The organism is Veillonella parvula, assembly GCF_945949885.1.
Taxonomy (GTDB): domain Bacteria; phylum Bacillota; class Negativicutes; order Veillonellales; family Veillonellaceae; genus Veillonella; species Veillonella parvula_B.
The window spans coordinates 1-16,435 of the sequence record NZ_CAMFFZ010000016.1; the positions used below are offsets into that span (position 1 = coordinate 1).

Sequence of the window (16,435 nt, forward strand, 5' to 3'; positions counted from 1 at the left end):
TGTTCAATCATTTCGATTGATTACCTATCATTGTTCAGTTTTCAAAGATCTGTTACGTCAGTTCTACGCCTAACGACTTGTATAGTATATCAATCTAACCTTAAATCGTCAACCTCTTTTCCAAAGATTTTTCAACCGATTTTTGATTAAATTTTATACTCACAATCATAACCAAAATCTCTAAAAATAGAGATAGAAAACTCACAAACCGAAGTTTGTGAGTTTTAATTTGGTGACTCACCCGCGACTCGAACGCGGGACACCCTGATTAAAAGTCAGGTGCTCTGCCAACTGAGCTAGTGAGTCATGTTGGCAGGGGTGGCTGGGATCGAACCAGCGCATAACGGAGTCAAAGTCCGTTGCCTTACCACTTGGCGACACCCCTACAGTGATTACGATGTGTAGGTTATGGGGTGAGTAGTGGGGATCGAACCCACGCGTAACGGAGCCACAATCCGCCGTGTTAACCGCTTCACCATACCCACCACCTTGTAGGTATCGAAGACATTGTCTTCGTAACAAAGAGAATTATATCTTTTCTAGAGATTTGTGTCAACACCTTTTTCTCAATTTCATTAATTTTTACAAACGAAAATTTTAATTGTGTCATCTCTAATATAAGCCCTTTAATCCTCATATAAATAAGGAAGCACTATCGGAAACTTTCGTTTCACAAACAGCGCTTCCCCATTATACATATTATTTACTTACTTGGCAAATAATTTTTTACAAAATTTGGCAATGCAAAAGCAGCTTTTTGAATGTCTGCATTATAGTACTTAGTTTCAAAGTTTTGTTCTCGGTTTGGAATCCATGTTAGAGGATCAAATGTTTTAGACCCCAAGGTAAAACAATGCATCCCTGCAGGATAGATTGGAATGAAAGCTGTATATAAGCGCGCAATTGGAAAATGGCTATTAACATAACCAAATACTTTTTCCACTAATGGTTGGTGTAACATCGGAGATTCTGTTTGTTGTACAAACAAGCCATCAGCTTTCAAAGCTTTTAATGTATTCTTATAAAATTCTTCTGTAAACAAGCCTTCACCAGGACCGATTGGATCGGAACAGTCCACGATAATTACATCATAATAATCTTCTGCTTCTGCCATGAAACCAATACCATCACCAATTTTTACAGTCAATTTAGGGTGGTTTTCAATCATAGCTTTAGCAATAGTTGGTAGATATTGTTTTGCTAGCTCCACAACTTTACCATCAATTTCAACCATCGTTACTTCTTTTACGCAGTCATGACGTACACATTCTCTAGCTACGCCACCATCACCACCACCGATAATCAAGACACGCTCAGGATTAGGATGTAAGAACAAAGGAATATGACTCATCATTTCATGATAGATAAACTCTTCACGCTCAGATGTTTGGAACACGCCATCTAAAGCGAGCATCATACCATACTCTTTTGATTTAAAAACTTCAATTTTTTGGAACTCAGATTTCCCAGAGTAAAGCACTTCTTCCGCTTCAGCGCTTAGACGTAAATGAGAGGTTTGTTCCTCAGTAATCCATTGACTCATGTAGTACCTCCTACTATTTATACTACATACGCATCGCAGATTACTGCGATGCGTATGTATATTACTTTAATTGCTCTGCTACTTACTCTTTACGGCTAATGTAACAGAATCCACCACCTAAAATAGTGTCTTTCATCCAATTTGCCAAAGAAAAATCACGAATTTCACCTTCATCAAAGATGCCACAGCGGATATCATCGCCATCCATAAACATCTTGTGAATAGGAACCCAATGCCATGTATAGAGAGCCCTTTCTTTCCCTTTATGACGATTCAAAAATGCTACAGGCACATCTTGTGCCAAGGCATCATGAATAAATTGAGCTGCAGCCTCCACCTCTACGCGTGATGCACAGAAAGGTGATACATTTAGCATATGCACATCATAAGACAATCCTTCGTCCTCTAACAAACGTATAAGTCCTCGTTCCATCCATTGCGTTTTATAAACACCGCCACCAAAACGTGGTTTTACATATTTCCAAACTAAGTTCATTCGTTCTAACGCAAGGCTTTGGTCGGATGTGGTTTCTAGATCTAATAAGCCATCCCTAAATAGCGAATAGCCCAATACTTGTGATGCCGATGTAGGACCACAACCAGACAAGCGTTGCCACTCATCAGTGAACCACTCTTGGTCATACCCATATGATGTTTTACCATTTACATCGATATATAGCCATTCTGGATGTTTAATAGATACTTCATTCATGAGATTAACCTTCGATTACTTCTACAGTTTCCATGATAGCACCTTGTTGGATACCATCAACTACATCCATACCTTCAATGACTTTACCAAATACGGTATGCACACCATCTAAATGAGGTTGTGGTTCGTATACGATAAAGAATTGACTGCCCCCAGTATTAGGCCCACGGTGAGCCATAGACAAGGCACCACGCTCATGTTTATGAGGATTGCCAACTAGTTCGTCTTTAATTGTATAGCCAGGGCCTCCTGTACCATTACCATTAGGGCAGCCACCTTGCGCTACGAAATCAGGGATTACACGATGGAAACGAAGACCATTGTAAAAGCCTTTATTAATTAAGTCTACAAAGTTTTGCACTGTTCCAGGTGCTTCTTTTTCGAATAATTCAATTACGATATCGCCGCCGTCAGCCATATGGATTTTTGCTTTTTTCATTGTTCAGGTACCTCCAAAATTGTACGCAATACATGTGCTGCTAATATAAAACCTGCCACTGGGGGCACAAAACTACATGTACCAGGGCTTGTTGCTTGACCTCGGAACTGTGGTTTTGTCGGTTTTTCTGTAGAAAATAAAACTAATTGTTTTTTAATACCCCGTTTTTTGAGTTCCCTACGCATAACGCGTGCCAAAGGACATGTATGAGACTTATTGATATCAGCAATCATAAGCTTTTCTGGGTAAAAGCGATTACCACCGCCCATACAAGAAATAACAGGGATGCTTTCACGTTGACAAACCTCAATGATATTAAGTTTCGCCGTTACCATATCAATGGCATCGATAACATAATCAACGTTCAAGCTTTGAATAAATCCAGGATAGATTTCCTCAGTATACATAATATCATGGGTTTCTATCACCACATCAGGATTAATGGAAAGAGCTCGCGCCTTTGCCACCTCTACCTTACGTGCCCCAATCGTATCATGAGTCGTAATCATTTGGCGGTTCAAATTGCTAGGCGCTACGGAGTCACCATCAATAATGACGATGCGCCCCACACCAGCTCGCACTAACGCCTCAAGGGCACCACCACCTACGCCACCGACACCAAAGAGTGCAATAGACGTGTCCTTTAATGTTTGGATTTTATTGGGACCAACCAACCACTCTAAACGGGTTAACATATATTCCATTAATATTTCCCCGCCGGAATGATTTCTGTCCAATATCCATCTGGATCCGCTATAAAATAAATGCCCATATCAACATTTTCATAAGCAACAACGCCCATTTCTTTATGCTTTTTAAGAGCTGCTTCATAGTCATCTATGTAAAACGCTAAATGGAATTCATTGTCGCCTAAATTATAAGGGCGATCCCAGTCACGCAACCATGTAAGTTCTAATTCATGTGCTGTATAAGGACTTTTTAAATATACTAGAGTGAAAGCACCGCTTGGGTCTTCCAAACGACGAGACTCCTCGAGCAATAACGCCTCTTTATAGAATGCTAGACTTTTATCAAGGTCTTTAACATTTATATTATTATGAGCAAACGAAAACTTCATAGAACCCCCTTCGTAAATACAGGATGTTTTTGTAGGAATTCTCCTCTTTTTATAGTAACACATTTGGCAAATCTATATCTAGTTAATGATATCTAGTTAATAACAAATTTTGCCGTACTACCATCGTCACCGCGAATAACTTCTAAATGAGCAGGTATGCGCGATTTTAACTCAGGCACATGGGAAATCATACCGATAAGGCGCCCAGAAGATTGCAATTGTACCAATGTTTCCATAGCTAGTTCCAATGTATCTGGATCAAGCGTGCCAAAGCCTTCATCGATGAACATCGTATCCATATGGATACCACCAGCATAACTTTGAATAACATCCGCTAATCCCAAGGCAAGCGCCATAGAGGCCAGAAATGTTTCGCCACCCGACAAGGTATTTGCCGGTCTAGATTGCCCCGTGAAAGCATCCATAACTGCCAAATCAAGGCCTTGCTTGCCACGACCACCACCTGTATAGTCAGATCTTTCCAAGGAATATCTGTTGCGACTCATCTTCTGAAGTCGTAAATTGGCTGCATATACGACCTCATCTAAGATAGCCCCCAATACATAACGCTCAAAGGTAACATTTTTAAAGCCTTGCTCCCCACCATTAGCGAGATCATTTAATCGACTTAAGAACTTCACCTTTTCACGAGCCTCGCCCATAGCAGTTTCAAGTTCTTCTAATGAGTTGAGCGTAGTTTCGATATGCTTTGTTTCTTTATCCCATGCCGCTAGATTACCTACTAGTGTATCTCGATGCGCTACTGCTGTAGCATAGATTTCATCGGAAACAGTCTCACTTGGCTTAACAACAGTTTCTGTGATCTTTAACGCCGCATCATATACAGCTTGTGCTTTATTAAAGGCTTCATCCAAAGTATGCAGCTGTGTTCTATAGGTCTCTATCTCTTTAATATCACGTAAAGACTCTACAAAATCATCTTCTGCTAAAGAAATAGTTTGTAATGACTGTGTATAGTTCTCATACATCAAATTGAGATTTTTTGTTTCTTCTTTTACTTGAGAGGACAAAGTTTCTAAGCGTCCGCGTTTGGCATTCAACTGTTCTCGAGCAGCATCTAAATTAGTTTTACCAACTTTCACCTGCTCATCGTAGACCGTAATATCACTATCCAATGACTCTAGCTGTTTTTGCCACACAGCTATATTTGTGGTTGGTAATGTTTTAGATAGAGCATCAATGTTAGCTTGTACTGAGCTAATACGAATCTCCAGGTCGTGTAGATTTTCAAGTAATTCATTATAGGCAAGCTCTAAAGTTGCAAACTTATCTCTAGCTACTTTTAACTTATGCTCCTTGTTAGCTATAGTTTTACTTAACAATTCAGACTTACCTCGTAAAGCTGTGAGTTGCTCCATTTTAGCCAACAAATCCTGTTGAACAGATGCAAATTTTTTCTCAGAAAAATCATCCATAGATAACTTTAGCGTAGAAACTTGTGCATCTACTTGCTTAGTTAACTCATCAAGACGAGTAACTAAGGTTTTCTGTTGTCCCACTTCGCTAGCTTGCTTTTGTAGTGCTATGTCACGGGCTGTACGAGCCTCTTCAATTTCATCCTTAGTCGGATAAATCTCTGGCTTAGCGGCTAACCGAGGATGATCTGTAGAGCCACAGACCGGACAAGGCTCATTATCTACAACTAAATGAACTAGCTCAAAGGCGCGTCCTTCTTGCATTAGATGCTCTAATCGTTCAAGATGTACCTTTGAAACCTGCACTGTTTCATCTAAAGACGCTAACGTTTGACCTTTATCATCGATTTCTTTTTGTACCTTACTAATTTCCTCTATTAATTCAGAATATCTATGTAAATCATTTAGTTGCCCTTGAATAACAGTAATATTCTCTAAGGATTTGTTATTATTTTGTAACTGTTTACGCAAAGCTTCTAAATCAGCTTCTAAAGTTTTTACAAGCTCCCGTTGTTTTGCTAAGGCATCTTCGCTTTTTTTACTATCAAATTCTTCTAAACTACTATGTAATGTGGAGAATTCCTTTTTCAATACATCTAACTCGTCAAACTTCTTCGCTTGTTGCTGAAATTGAGCTAAGGTAGTTCTCTTAGCTTGTATACTTTCAGCTTGACCTTCTAAACCACTATAAACCTCTAAACATTTAGCCTCATGTTGAGTTGCCAGTTTCACACGTTCTTCCGCATCTGAAAGAGCCTGTTCTAAAGTTTTTAATACAGCCTGTTTCTCAATATATTGTTTATATAATTCATGCGTTGGTGCCAAAGAGTTAAGGAACTGAACCTTTTCACTTAGGTTTACGCGCTCAGTTTCCCTGGTTTTCACCAAGTCAAGTTTCGAAGTAGCCTCAGCAAGAGATTGTTGAGCCTGATTATATAAAGACCATTGATTTCGAAGCACATTAAACTGTTCTACCACGGTTACTGCCTCATCTCGATCTATAACAAGAGCTTCTCTTTGTGGGCCCCGATTTGCTAGTAACCCACGCACATGCTCAATGGTTACCATTGGAGTTACTTCATCATGAGGGATGGACTGTATGAAGGCAGTTTGCTTTGTTAGCTTTTCTTCAATACCTGCCTTTGCTTCATCATAGGCAGTCTTGAGTGCTTCTTGTAATTTCCGATATAGTTCCGTTTTAAAGAGTGTATGCAGTAATTCCTCACGTTCACTCGTAGAGGCAACTAGCAACTTTCGGAATTCCCCTTGAGGTAATAGCACAACTTGTAAGAACTGATCCTTGCGAAAGCCTATAATTTGCTGAATGGTATCGCGAATAGCGGCAACAGAGGTAGCAATAACCTTCCACTCACCATCTTTCTTTTCATATACAGTAGCGCTAGCATTCTGCTCACGCATCCCTGTACCACGTTTCTTTGCTACCATCTGTTTCGGTAACCGTTCAACACGATATTGTGCATCGCCAATAGCAAAGGAGAAATCAACACGAGTCATGCGATGAGGTTCTGCAAAGTCGCTGCGAATAGCATCTGTTTTACGTACTTCCCCACTCGGCTCACCATACAAGGCATACACCATGGCATCTAAGATTGATGTTTTCCCTGCCCCTGTAGGGCCAGCGATGAGAAACATGGAATGGTCTTGGAGCTCGTTAAAGTCCAATGTGACCGAATCACGATACGGACCAAAGGCTTCTATAGTTAATGATATAGGCTTCATTTAGTCCTCCTTAAGAATTCGGTCCCATACAGAGTTGATATATTGCTGTTCTTGCTCTGTTAAAGGTTCCTTCCACACAGTTTCTGCAAACTGATTAAATAGATCACGTTCATTTAATTCTTTAAAAACCGCATCGCCCATCTCTACTATTGGTCTTACCACGCGACCAACTAGATCAATGGTCATACAACGATGATAAACCTGTCGCAATTTAGCCATTCCATCCATAACCGGCATCGTATCAAGTAAACGAGCTTGCACATAATCATCCCTATGTTTAGCCTGTAATGCTTTATCATTTAACAGGTCTTCAAAATATCCTTCCAAAATGACTACATCTCGCTTCACCTCTACAGGAATTGTACTAATATCTACGTTCCCCTTTGTATCCATATCAATGATGGTGAAAGACTTCTTCTGCATATGTTCATCAAAGGAATACTTTAATGGAGAGCCACTATAGCGAATATGATCAGCACCCATTCGTTGGGGTCCATGTAAATGTCCCAAGGCAGTATAGTGAAAGTCTTTAAAGACTTGAGGATTTACCTGTTCACTGCCACCTACAGACAAGGTACGCTCTGAGCCCCCTACTTCACCGCCCATAACAAAAGCATGGCTAATGGCGATTCTACGCATTCCCTTGGGCACTTGTTTATACAAGTAGTCGCTCCAAGCCTGATACATTTGGTCATAATTATGCAGATTCAAAGCACTTTCGCAGTTTTCTTCATAACACTGTGTTACTATGTCAGCAATTTCAGTATCGGTAGATTCTGCATTAGTAGCCTCTACATCAGCAAATAAAGAGCCTTCTATAATATCTTGAAATGACTCCTTTGATTTAGACCGTTTTGACTTTGCTTTAGTCTTAGTTTCTACACTCTCCAGATTTTGAACAGTTGCTAAAACAGTATTAGCAGAACTTAAACCCAAAGCCTCCCCTATGCGCCGAGGTTCACTAAAAGGCATAGGACAAATTGCCACCTTGCCATCTGTCCCTTCAAATTCAAAAGGTTTTAAAGCGTGATGAGGAGAGCCCCAAATATGAATACCCGATTGTCCCAACATGGAGCGCCCCACTTCAAGACGTTCCGCCCCATCGTGATTACCGCTCACCACAAAGAGAGGCACCTTGTAGTCCATAGCGAGACGAGTAATTATGGAGTCCCACAGTTCGATAGCTTCAATGGGTGGCACCGCTCTATCAAAAATATCCCCTGCGAGCAATATGCCATCAATGTTTTCATCTTTCAAAATATTAAAGAACTGATGTTCCAATACATGAGCTTGGTCTTCTGTTAAGTACTGGCCATAAAAAATACGCCCTAAATGCCAATCGGCAGTATGTAAAAAACGCATTTCGTCCCCCTTTCCAGTTCTCCCTACACCTTACACAATGTATCTATTTAAATGCAAAAACAAATGCTTAGTCCCATAACTTTATGGAAGTTCAATAACGTTATATAGTTTAAATAGATTTAATAGTTTTGATAGTTTCAATAGTTTTAATAACTTAATGTATTTGCAATAACTAGTATAGCATCAAGTATTCTACATATTTATTATATAACTAAATTAACATCTGTGATTTAATTATTTATTCTCTACGATAGAGCGCAACATAGCAATTTCTTTTACGTATCCTTCTAATTCATTTGGCGTTTCCAAGTAGAATGGCAGGTTCGTCAATTTAGGATGTGTTACAACGCGAGCAATAGCATCGATACCAATATGTCCTTCCCCAATCTTTTCATGACGATCTTTATGAGCACCTATAGGATTTTTAGAGTCATTTAAATGAATGGCTTTCAAGCGATCAAGACCTACAATTCGATCGAATTCGTCAATAACGCCATCAAGATTGTTTACGATATCATAACCACCTTCATGAATGTGGCAAGTATCAACGCACACACCCATGTACTCTTTTAGCTTTACGCCATCGATAATGCGCGCAATCTCTTCAAAACGGGAACCAATTTCTGTACCCTTACCAGCCATTACTTCCAAGAGGACTGTTGTCTTCATGCCTGGGAATAAGATTTCATTCAAGCACTCTACAATGTATTCAATACCTTGATCTACGCCTTGCTTTACGTGGCTACCAGGGTGAAAGTTATACATTTGACCTGGCAAATATTCCATGCGCTCTAAATCTTCCATCATAGACTGCTTCGCAAAAGCGCGTAAATCCTCTTTGGCGGCACATGGGTTATAGGTATACGGTGCATGTGCCAACAAGGTACCAAAGTTGTGTTCTTTCATATATGCACTAAGGTTATTCATATCCTCAACATCGAGAGCTCGCATGCCCCCTCCACGAGGGTTACGCGTAAAGTATTGGAAGGTATTACCCCCAATTTTAGTAGCTTCCTTGCCCATATGTAAATAACCTTTGCTAATTGATAAGTGACTGCCTATTACAAACATAATACTCCTTTATATATGATTATACGATTTCTACAATTTTATAATTAGAAAATGCTTAACTCTAATATCTATTGTATTATGCTTATATCTATTTATAGCTATTCTATAACACTAATAGATATAAGATATAAGATACAAGATATACAATAACTAATATAACCCCTGCCGTGAAGGAGCCCTTCAACAACAGGGGTTATCTATTAATGACTTTCTTTTTTTGCGCACTCAGGGCAAACACCTTCGAAGGTAATATGTTGACCTGTGATTTGATATTCGCTACCTTGATCAGCAATCGTTTTGATAGCTTTCAAATCAATGCCCATCATATCCTCTACCTTATTACAACGGATGCAACGGATATGGGAATGAGCTTGTGTATCCCAATCGTAATGAGCGCGCTCATCACCAACTTCTAGAATTTTAACAAGACCGATTTTTTCAAAAATCTCCATCGTCTTGTACACTGTAGCCAAGCTCATGCTTGGATGTTCTGGGCGCAACGTATGATACAACATTTCAGCGGTTGGATGATCATGATGACCACGCAATGCATCATAAATCGCAATACGTTGTGGGGTTACTTTAAACCCCTGGCTACGCAAAATTTGTGCGATATCCATAATAATCTACCTTTCTCCACTTGGAAATCTATAAGGCATAGGCCATTATCGACCGTTTACAAGAAATAATTATTATTTATTATATCAAAATTCTCAATACTTATCAAGATAAATAGTATTAGCTATTAAGTAATAAAAAATGTGGATTGCCAAAAACAATCCACATCTTATTAGTCTTTAAAGTAAGGCTTGAAACCTTCACCTTGATGACGAGTTTTTTTCTCACCACGTGGACGATCAGATTTACGATCATCTCTGCGGCGGTCACCTTTACGGTCGTTGCGACGATCACTCTTACGATCATCTCGGCTGCGACGTGGGCGGTCGTCACGACGACGATCACCATCACGACGGCGGCGATCACTACGACCACTTTCACGACGACGGCGTACGCGCAATGGTTTTTCTTCTGTAATATTTACAGGAGTAGTATCTGGTTCTTTTGTTAACAATTTAAGAGCTGCCGCCAAAAGTGTTACGGAGTCTGTATCATTCAACAATTCCTCAGCACTAGTTTTGAAAGGCGCTAATGCTTCTAAATTATCTGTCATTTCAACGAGGCTTTCAATTGCCAAACGTTGTTGACCTTCAAGAACTTCACCTAAGGACGGTGCACGACGACGTGAGATTTTACGTTTTGTTAAACGCTCAATAGCATGTAAATGCTCCATTTCACGAGGAATAACGAACGTGAAAGCTTGACCTGCTTTACCGGCACGACCTGTACGACCTACGCGGTGTGTGTAGCTTTCAGGATCTTGAGGCATATCATAGTTATATACATGAGATACGCCAGAAATATCAAGACCTCGAGCTGCCACATCTGTGGCCACGAGAATATCGATGGTACCTTCGCGGAATTGACGAATTACGCTGTCCCGTTTTTGTTGAGACAAATCACCATGGATGCCTTCCGCCATGTAACCACGTTTCTTAAGACCTTCTGTTACTTCATCAACACGGCGTTTCGTACGTGTGAAGATAATAGCAAGTTCAGGTGTTTGGATATCAAACAAGCGGCAAAGAACATCAAATTTTTGACGGTCTTGCACTTCGATATAATATTGTTCAATCAAGTCCATCGTCACTTGAGTCGGTTTCATGCGAATCAATGTTGGCTCTGTCAAATATGTTTCAGCTAATTGTTGGATAGCTTTAGGCATAGTTGCAGAGAACAACAAAGTTTGATGGTCTTCTGGGATAGCCCCTAAAATTTTATTGATATCATCAACAAAGCCCATATTTAACATTTCGTCGGCTTCGTCCAATACCACGACTTTCACATGATCAAAACGGATAGAACCACGGTCCATATGGTCCATCAATCGGCCTGGAGTGGCAACGATGATTTGCGGGTTCTTTTTCAAGGCACGGAACTGACGATTAATATCTTGCCCACCGTAGATTGGTAGTGCCGTGATATTCGTGTACTGAGCCATTTTATTAAGCTCTTCAGCTACTTGAATAGCTAATTCTCGTGTAGGGGATAAAATAACTACTTGAACGTGACGCTCATTACCGTCTACGCGTTCCAATACAGGCAAGCCAAATGCTGCTGTCTTACCAGTACCTGTTTGAGCTTGACCGATCATGTCCTTACCGCTCATGGCTACTGGGATAGCTTCCTGTTGAATTGGCGTAGGCTCTTCAAAGCCCATATCGTTTAACGCTCTTAGAACAGGTTCGCTAATCATTAATTGTTCAAATTTTTCTAACATCTAAATGTGTTTCCTCCTATCGCGCACGAACTATGCGCATTTAAATAGTATAACATATTTTGATGGTGAAAGCTACCTACTATAATAACAACAAAAGGTGCCTCATAAGAGACACCTTTTGTTGTTATAGTTCATCGAAGAAGTTTATAGGTTATTAATCTAAATCGTAGAAACCAGATGGTTTATCGCTCAAGTTTACGATGATGTTTTTCATTTGAGTGTAGTGCTCAAGGATAACTTTGTGAGTTTCACGGCCGATACCGGATTGTTTGTAACCGCCAAACGGAGCGCCTGCAGGGATTGAGTTGTATGTATTTACCCACATACGCCCTGTTTCGATACTGCGAGCTACGCGGATAGCACGGTTGATGTTTTGAGTAAATACGCCACCGTCAAGGCCGTATAAGCTGTCATTTGCTTGTTCAATAACTTCTTCTTCGCTGTGGAATTTGATGACAACAGCTACAGGGCCGAAGATTTCTTCGCGAGCTACGCGCATATCATTTGTAGCATCTACAATAAGTGTAGGTCTTACAAAGCAACCTTTACCAAGTTCGCCATCAGTAACACGCACACCACCAGCTACAATGCGAGCTCCTTCTTCTTTTGCAAGGTCTACATAACTCAACACTTTATTAACTTGGTCTTCGTAAATCAAGGAGCCAAGTTGAGTAGATGAATCCCAAGGTAAACCAACTTTCACCTTATCAAATAGTGCAGCAAGTTCAGCTACGAATTTATCGTAAATTGTATCTTGTACGAAGATACGGGAACCAGCGCAGCATACTTGACCTTGGTTAAAAAGAATACCGAGCATTGCCCCGTCAAGAGCTTGTTTCCAGTTTGCATCTTCAAAGAAGATATTCGCTGATTTACCACCTAATTCCAAAGTCGCAGGAATCAAACGTTCAGATGCTGCTTTATATACATCTAGACCTACCTCTGTAGAGCCTGTGAAAGCAAGTTTACTAAAACCAGGATGATCAAGGATATATTGACCGGATTTAGAGCCTTTACCAGTGATGATGTTTACAACACCTGGAGGCAAGATTTCTTTCAAAATATCGCCTAATACTAAAAGACTAAGAGATGTATGGCTAGAAGGTTTGATAACAACTGTACATCCTGCTGCAAGAGCTGGTGCCAATTTCCAAGCTGCCATTAGGAATGGGAAGTTCCAAGGCACAACTTGACCTACAACGCCAATTGGTTCGCGCACGATAAGGCTCAATGTATTTTCATCAAATACTTGTGCAGAACCTTCTTCGGAGCGAAGCACGCCTGCAAAGTAACGGAAATGGTCCGCCCCAAGTGGAATATCCACGTTCAATGTTTCACGGATAGGTTTACCATTGTCGTATGTTTCAACTTGTGCCAAATGTTCTTTATGCGCATCGATAGCATCCGCAATTTTTAACAAATAATCAGCACGTTCTACTTGAGATACATGTTTCCATGTTTTGAAAGCTTCTGTTGCAGCCTCTACAGCTTTATCAACATCACTATTGGTAGCCTCTGCACAGATGGCAAGTTGTTCGCCATTAGCAGGGTTATATACTTTAAATTCAGCACCGTCAGATGCCTTTACCCATTCATTATTAATTAAAAGTCCATATCTTTCTTTAAGGTTCAAGCTCATTGCATTACCTCCTCTTTAAGAATATGATTTAGGAATTTCCCCTCTATGGTTTCATCATACTCCATATATCTAATTTTTTCAATCAGATATATTATTTTCGATATATCTGTTCTGCATTAATATACATAGTTTTTAGCTATATAGAAAAACCGCACCCTCTAAAACCATAGAGGGTGCGGTTTTGGGTATAATGATTTTTAGTCAAGAATGACTATCATTTAAAATCTATTAATGTAGATTAACTAGTCTTCTAAGAAATTATCAGTTTCGACGATCCCCATTATTAAGAGAGCCATTATGGCGATTATCATTTTGACGTCCGCCATTATTACGGTTGTTATTTCGGTTATCATTATTTCGACGCTGACCATTATTATTTCTATTACAGTTATTATCGTTATTCTTTGGTTTTTCTGGTTGTAATGCTTTTACAGACAGACCGATGCGATTGCGCTTTACGTCAACAGAAATGATTTGAGCTTCGATAATATCACCTACAGCAAGCACATCAGATGGATGTTGACGGCTATTGCAAAGCTCGCTGCGATGTAATAGACCATTCGTTTTAAGCCCAAAGTCTACAAAAGCTCCGAAATCAACTACGTTATGAACAGTACCTTTTACAACGGTACCGACCTTGATATCTTCAAGACTCACTACGTGTTTTCTGGTCAATGGAGCCGGTAAATCTTCACGAGGGTCGCGACCTGGTTTAGCAAGAGCCGCCAAGATATCTCGAACAGTCGGCACGCCCGCATCAAGCTTGGCAGCCATTTTATCGGCATCTACAAGAGGTAATTTTACTTGCAATGCTTCTAATTGAGATTTATCTTGTAAGTCTTTTAAGGTAAAGCCTAATTCACCAATGATGCGCTCTGCCAATTCATAAGACTCTGGATGAACGGATGTATTATCCAGTGGATTTTTACCGTGTTGTAAGCGCAAGAAACCAGCACATTGTGTAAAGGCTGCAGGGCCTAAACGAGGCACTTTTAGCAATTCCTTACGGCTTTTAAACACACCATTCTCTTGACGGTATGCAACAATATTTTTAGCCACCGCACTAGAAATGCCTGCAACATGTTGCAAGATAGCTGGAGATGCAGTATTTAGCTCTACCCCAACGTGGTTTACTACAGTTTCGACTACTTGGTCTAAGGTATGTGTCAATTGTTTTTGATTTACATCATGTTGGTATTGACCTACGCCGATAGATTTAGGATCGATTTTAACAGATTCAGCCAATGGATCTTGTACACGGCGTGCAATAGATACGGCACCTCGAATGGTAACATCTAAATCAGGTAACTCATCGATAGCCAATTTAGATGCTGAGTACACAGATGCGCCCGCTTCATTAGTGATGATATAGTGGCAATCTAATTTTTCCTCTTCAATCATAGTAGATGTAAATTGCTCTGTTTCGTAGGATGCAGTACCATTACCAATGGATAAAAGAGTAACCTTAAACTTACGGATTTTATCAGCCAATACCTTTTGAGCTTCCTTGCGAAGCTTTTCACTATTTGTTAAGTAGTAAGCACCGTAATCGAGCACATTGCCTTGTTGATCGATGATAGCCATCTTACAACCGGTGCGGTAACCTGGATCGAGGCCCATGATAACATGCCCTGCCAGTGGCGGTTGTAACAATAGATTTTTGAGATTCACACCGAACACCTTGATAGCTTGCTCATCGGCATTTTCCGTCAATTCATTGCGGATTTCACGCTCTAAAGCTGGGAAAATAAGACGTTTGTACGCATCGGCTACAGCCGCCGCTTTATACTCTGCGAAGATAGACTTCGGATTTTTCTCTAACTTTTGAACCATATAAGCGACATAGGTGTCACCTGGTACAGTTAGTGCTAGTTTTAAAGCACCTAATTTTTCGCCGCGATTTACCGCCAAGATACGATGTGATAGCATTTGACGAACTGGCTCAGCATATTCAGCGTATTGCAAGAATTGTTGTTGTTCTTCCTCTTCACCGCTCAATTCAGCTTGAATAAAGCCTTCATTCCACATCTTCTTACGCAAGTACACCCGGAAGTCTGCACTATCGCTGACGATTTCCGCTACGATATCAGAAGCACCTTGAATTGCATCCTCTGGCGTAGGAACCTCTTCTGTTATGTATTCTTTTGCGATCTCTAACGGATCACCAGAGATAACTGTATCGTTAAGGATCATTTCCGCTAACGGCTCCAAGCCACGTTCACGGGCAATCATGGCGCGCGTACGTTTCTTAGGACGGTACGGTAAATACAAATCCTCTAACTCTTGAAGCTTTGTTGCCGCTTCTAAGGACTTCATCAACTCGTCGGTCATCTTTTCTTGCTCTGTAATAGATGCAATGATTTCTTGGCGACGTGTTTCCAAGTTGCGCAAATATTTAATGCGTTCTTCAATGGTGCGCAATTGCTCATCTTGCAATTCGCCCGTTACCTCCTTACGATACCGCGCAATAAATGGCACCGTATTGCCTTCGTCCAACAATTCTACGGCAGCTTGCACCTGCTTTGGCTTAACATTTAATTCACTGCCGATAAGGGCAAACATTCTTTCACTCATTTAGCTGCCTTTCCGCGATAGGTTACAAAACGATGAGGATATTTGTTCTTTTCATCCACCACGCCATCTACTACGGATTCAATGGTGAAAGCATCCTCAGAAAACTCAGGGAAAAATGCATCCCCATCAAATTCGTGGTCTACTTCAGTGATATACATAGTATCTACGTAAGGTAGAAAAGCCTCGTATACTTGAGCGCCACCGATAACGTAAGCCGCATCAAGAGCACGTGCTGCTTCAGCAGCCGCCTTAGGGCTATGGAAAATCTTAACACCTTCCGGTGCGTCAAAGCCTTTATCACGAGTAATTACCCAATGCTCACGATTTGGCAACAAGAACGGTAAGCTTTCAAAGGTCTTACGGCCCATGATGATAACATGGCCTGTTGTTTTTTCCTTAAAGAATTTCAAATCATTTGGCAAATGCCAAATCAAGGTATTATCTTTACCAATTACACGATTATGTGCTACGGCTACGATTAATGCTAACATACTGCCCTCTTT

At 40.4% G+C, this 16,435-nt stretch carries 13 protein-coding genes and 3 tRNA genes; all 16 read right to left on the reverse strand.

Annotation, left to right across the window (positions count from 1 at the left end; translation table 11 throughout):
• Window positions 1–230 precede the first annotated feature (230 nt).
• The 16 genes from Q7O55_RS06090 to Q7O55_RS06165 all read right to left on the reverse strand — a co-directional run bounded on the left by Q7O55_RS06090 (window position 231) and on the right by Q7O55_RS06165 (window position 16,423).
• A tRNA-Lys gene (locus Q7O55_RS06090) sits at window positions 231–306 on the reverse strand.
• A gap of 4 nt (window positions 307–310) precedes the next feature.
• Window positions 311–385 (reverse strand) — tRNA-Gln (locus Q7O55_RS06095).
• Window positions 386–409: 24 nt separating this feature from the next.
• Window positions 410–485 (reverse strand) — tRNA-His (locus tag Q7O55_RS06100).
• Between the two features lie 218 nt (window positions 486–703).
• Window positions 704–1,543, reverse strand: coding sequence for a polyamine aminopropyltransferase (gene speE, locus Q7O55_RS06105; RefSeq protein ID WP_303929213.1), 840 nt, complete (start codon window positions 1,541–1,543; stop codon window positions 704–706).
• Between the two features lie 82 nt (window positions 1,544–1,625).
• Window positions 1,626–2,255, reverse strand: coding sequence for a hypothetical protein (locus Q7O55_RS06110; protein WP_302498681.1), 630 nt, complete (start codon window positions 2,253–2,255; stop codon window positions 1,626–1,628).
• 4 nt (window positions 2,256–2,259) lie between these two features.
• Window positions 2,260–2,694, reverse strand: coding sequence for a peptidylprolyl isomerase (locus Q7O55_RS06115; RefSeq protein ID WP_303929214.1), 435 nt, complete (start codon window positions 2,692–2,694; stop codon window positions 2,260–2,262).
• Window positions 2,691–3,398: a tRNA threonylcarbamoyladenosine dehydratase gene (locus tag Q7O55_RS06120; protein WP_303929217.1), complete on the reverse strand. Its 708-nt coding sequence runs from the start codon at window positions 3,396–3,398 to the stop codon at window positions 2,691–2,693. The genes Q7O55_RS06115 and Q7O55_RS06120 overlap by 4 nt, the downstream gene beginning before the upstream one ends.
• A complete protein-coding gene (locus Q7O55_RS06125) occupies window positions 3,398–3,772 on the reverse strand; it encodes a VOC family protein (RefSeq protein WP_303929219.1) in 375 nt (124 codons plus the stop codon). The genes Q7O55_RS06120 and Q7O55_RS06125 overlap by 1 nt, the downstream gene beginning before the upstream one ends.
• 92 nt (window positions 3,773–3,864) lie before the next feature.
• Window positions 3,865–6,948 carry an SMC family ATPase gene (locus Q7O55_RS06130; RefSeq protein ID WP_303929220.1) on the reverse strand — a complete coding sequence of 1,028 codons (3,084 nt, stop codon included), beginning with the start codon at window positions 6,946–6,948 and terminating at the stop codon, window positions 3,865–3,867.
• The gene (locus Q7O55_RS06135; protein ID WP_303929222.1) at window positions 6,949–8,310 is read right to left on the reverse strand and encodes an exonuclease SbcCD subunit D; all 1,362 of its coding nucleotides are present in this window, start codon (window positions 8,308–8,310) and stop codon (window positions 6,949–6,951) included. It lies immediately after the preceding gene.
• A gap of 234 nt (window positions 8,311–8,544) precedes the next feature.
• A complete protein-coding gene (locus Q7O55_RS06140) occupies window positions 8,545–9,381 on the reverse strand; it encodes a deoxyribonuclease IV (RefSeq protein ID WP_303929223.1) in 837 nt (278 codons plus the stop codon).
• Window positions 9,382–9,581: 200 nt separating this feature from the next.
• Window positions 9,582–10,001 carry a Fur family transcriptional regulator gene (locus tag Q7O55_RS06145; protein ID WP_004695325.1) on the reverse strand — a complete coding sequence of 140 codons (420 nt, stop codon included), beginning with the start codon at window positions 9,999–10,001 and terminating at the stop codon, window positions 9,582–9,584.
• Between the two features lie 170 nt (window positions 10,002–10,171).
• On the reverse strand, window positions 10,172–11,719 hold the full coding sequence (locus Q7O55_RS06150; RefSeq protein ID WP_303929225.1) for a DEAD/DEAH box helicase: 1,548 nt from the start codon (window positions 11,717–11,719) through the stop codon (window positions 10,172–10,174).
• Window positions 11,720–11,873: 154 nt separating this feature from the next.
• On the reverse strand, window positions 11,874–13,358 hold the full coding sequence (locus Q7O55_RS06155) for an aldehyde dehydrogenase family protein (protein WP_303929227.1): 1,485 nt from the start codon (window positions 13,356–13,358) through the stop codon (window positions 11,874–11,876).
• A 261-nt stretch (window positions 13,359–13,619) separates the two neighbouring features.
• Entirely contained in the window at window positions 13,620–15,932 is a 2,313-nt protein-coding gene (locus Q7O55_RS06160; protein ID WP_303929228.1) for a Tex family protein, read from the reverse strand.
• Window positions 15,929–16,423, reverse strand: coding sequence for a dihydrofolate reductase (locus tag Q7O55_RS06165; protein WP_303929230.1), 495 nt, complete (start codon window positions 16,421–16,423; stop codon window positions 15,929–15,931). Before Q7O55_RS06165 ends, Q7O55_RS06160 begins: the two co-directional genes overlap by 4 nt.
• Window positions 16,424–16,435: the final 12 nt, after the last annotated feature.

Bases quoted from the DNA above. Each gene is read 5' to 3' on its own strand.
- Q7O55_RS06130 (WP_303929220.1), bottom strand. From the start codon at position 6,948: ATGAAGCCTATATCATTAACTATAGAAGCCTTTGGTCCGTATCGTGAT.
- Q7O55_RS06160 (WP_303929228.1), bottom strand. From the start codon at position 15,932: ATGAGTGAAAGAATGTTTGCCCTTATCGGCAGTGAATTAAATGTTAAG.
- Q7O55_RS06150 (WP_303929225.1), bottom strand. From the start codon at position 11,719: ATGTTAGAAAAATTTGAACAATTAATGATTAGCGAACCTGTTCTAAGA.
- Q7O55_RS06155 (WP_303929227.1), bottom strand. From the start codon at position 13,358: ATGAGCTTGAACCTTAAAGAAAGATATGGACTTTTAATTAATAATGAA.
- Q7O55_RS06145 (WP_004695325.1), bottom strand. From the start codon at position 10,001: ATGGATATCGCACAAATTTTGCGTAGCCAGGGGTTTAAAGTAACCCCA.
- Q7O55_RS06115 (WP_303929214.1), bottom strand. From the start codon at position 2,694: ATGAAAAAAGCAAAAATCCATATGGCTGACGGCGGCGATATCGTAATT.
- Q7O55_RS06110 (WP_302498681.1), bottom strand. From the start codon at position 2,255: ATGAATGAAGTATCTATTAAACATCCAGAATGGCTATATATCGATGTA.
- speE (WP_303929213.1), bottom strand. From the start codon at position 1,543: ATGAGTCAATGGATTACTGAGGAACAAACCTCTCATTTACGTCTAAGC.
- Q7O55_RS06120 (WP_303929217.1), bottom strand. From the start codon at position 3,398: ATGGAATATATGTTAACCCGTTTAGAGTGGTTGGTTGGTCCCAATAAA.
- Q7O55_RS06165 (WP_303929230.1), bottom strand. From the start codon at position 16,423: ATGTTAGCATTAATCGTAGCCGTAGCACATAATCGTGTAATTGGTAAA.
- Q7O55_RS06135 (WP_303929222.1), bottom strand. From the start codon at position 8,310: ATGCGTTTTTTACATACTGCCGATTGGCATTTAGGGCGTATTTTTTAT.
- Q7O55_RS06125 (WP_303929219.1), bottom strand. From the start codon at position 3,772: ATGAAGTTTTCGTTTGCTCATAATAATATAAATGTTAAAGACCTTGAT.
- Q7O55_RS06140 (WP_303929223.1), bottom strand. From the start codon at position 9,381: ATGTTTGTAATAGGCAGTCACTTATCAATTAGCAAAGGTTATTTACAT.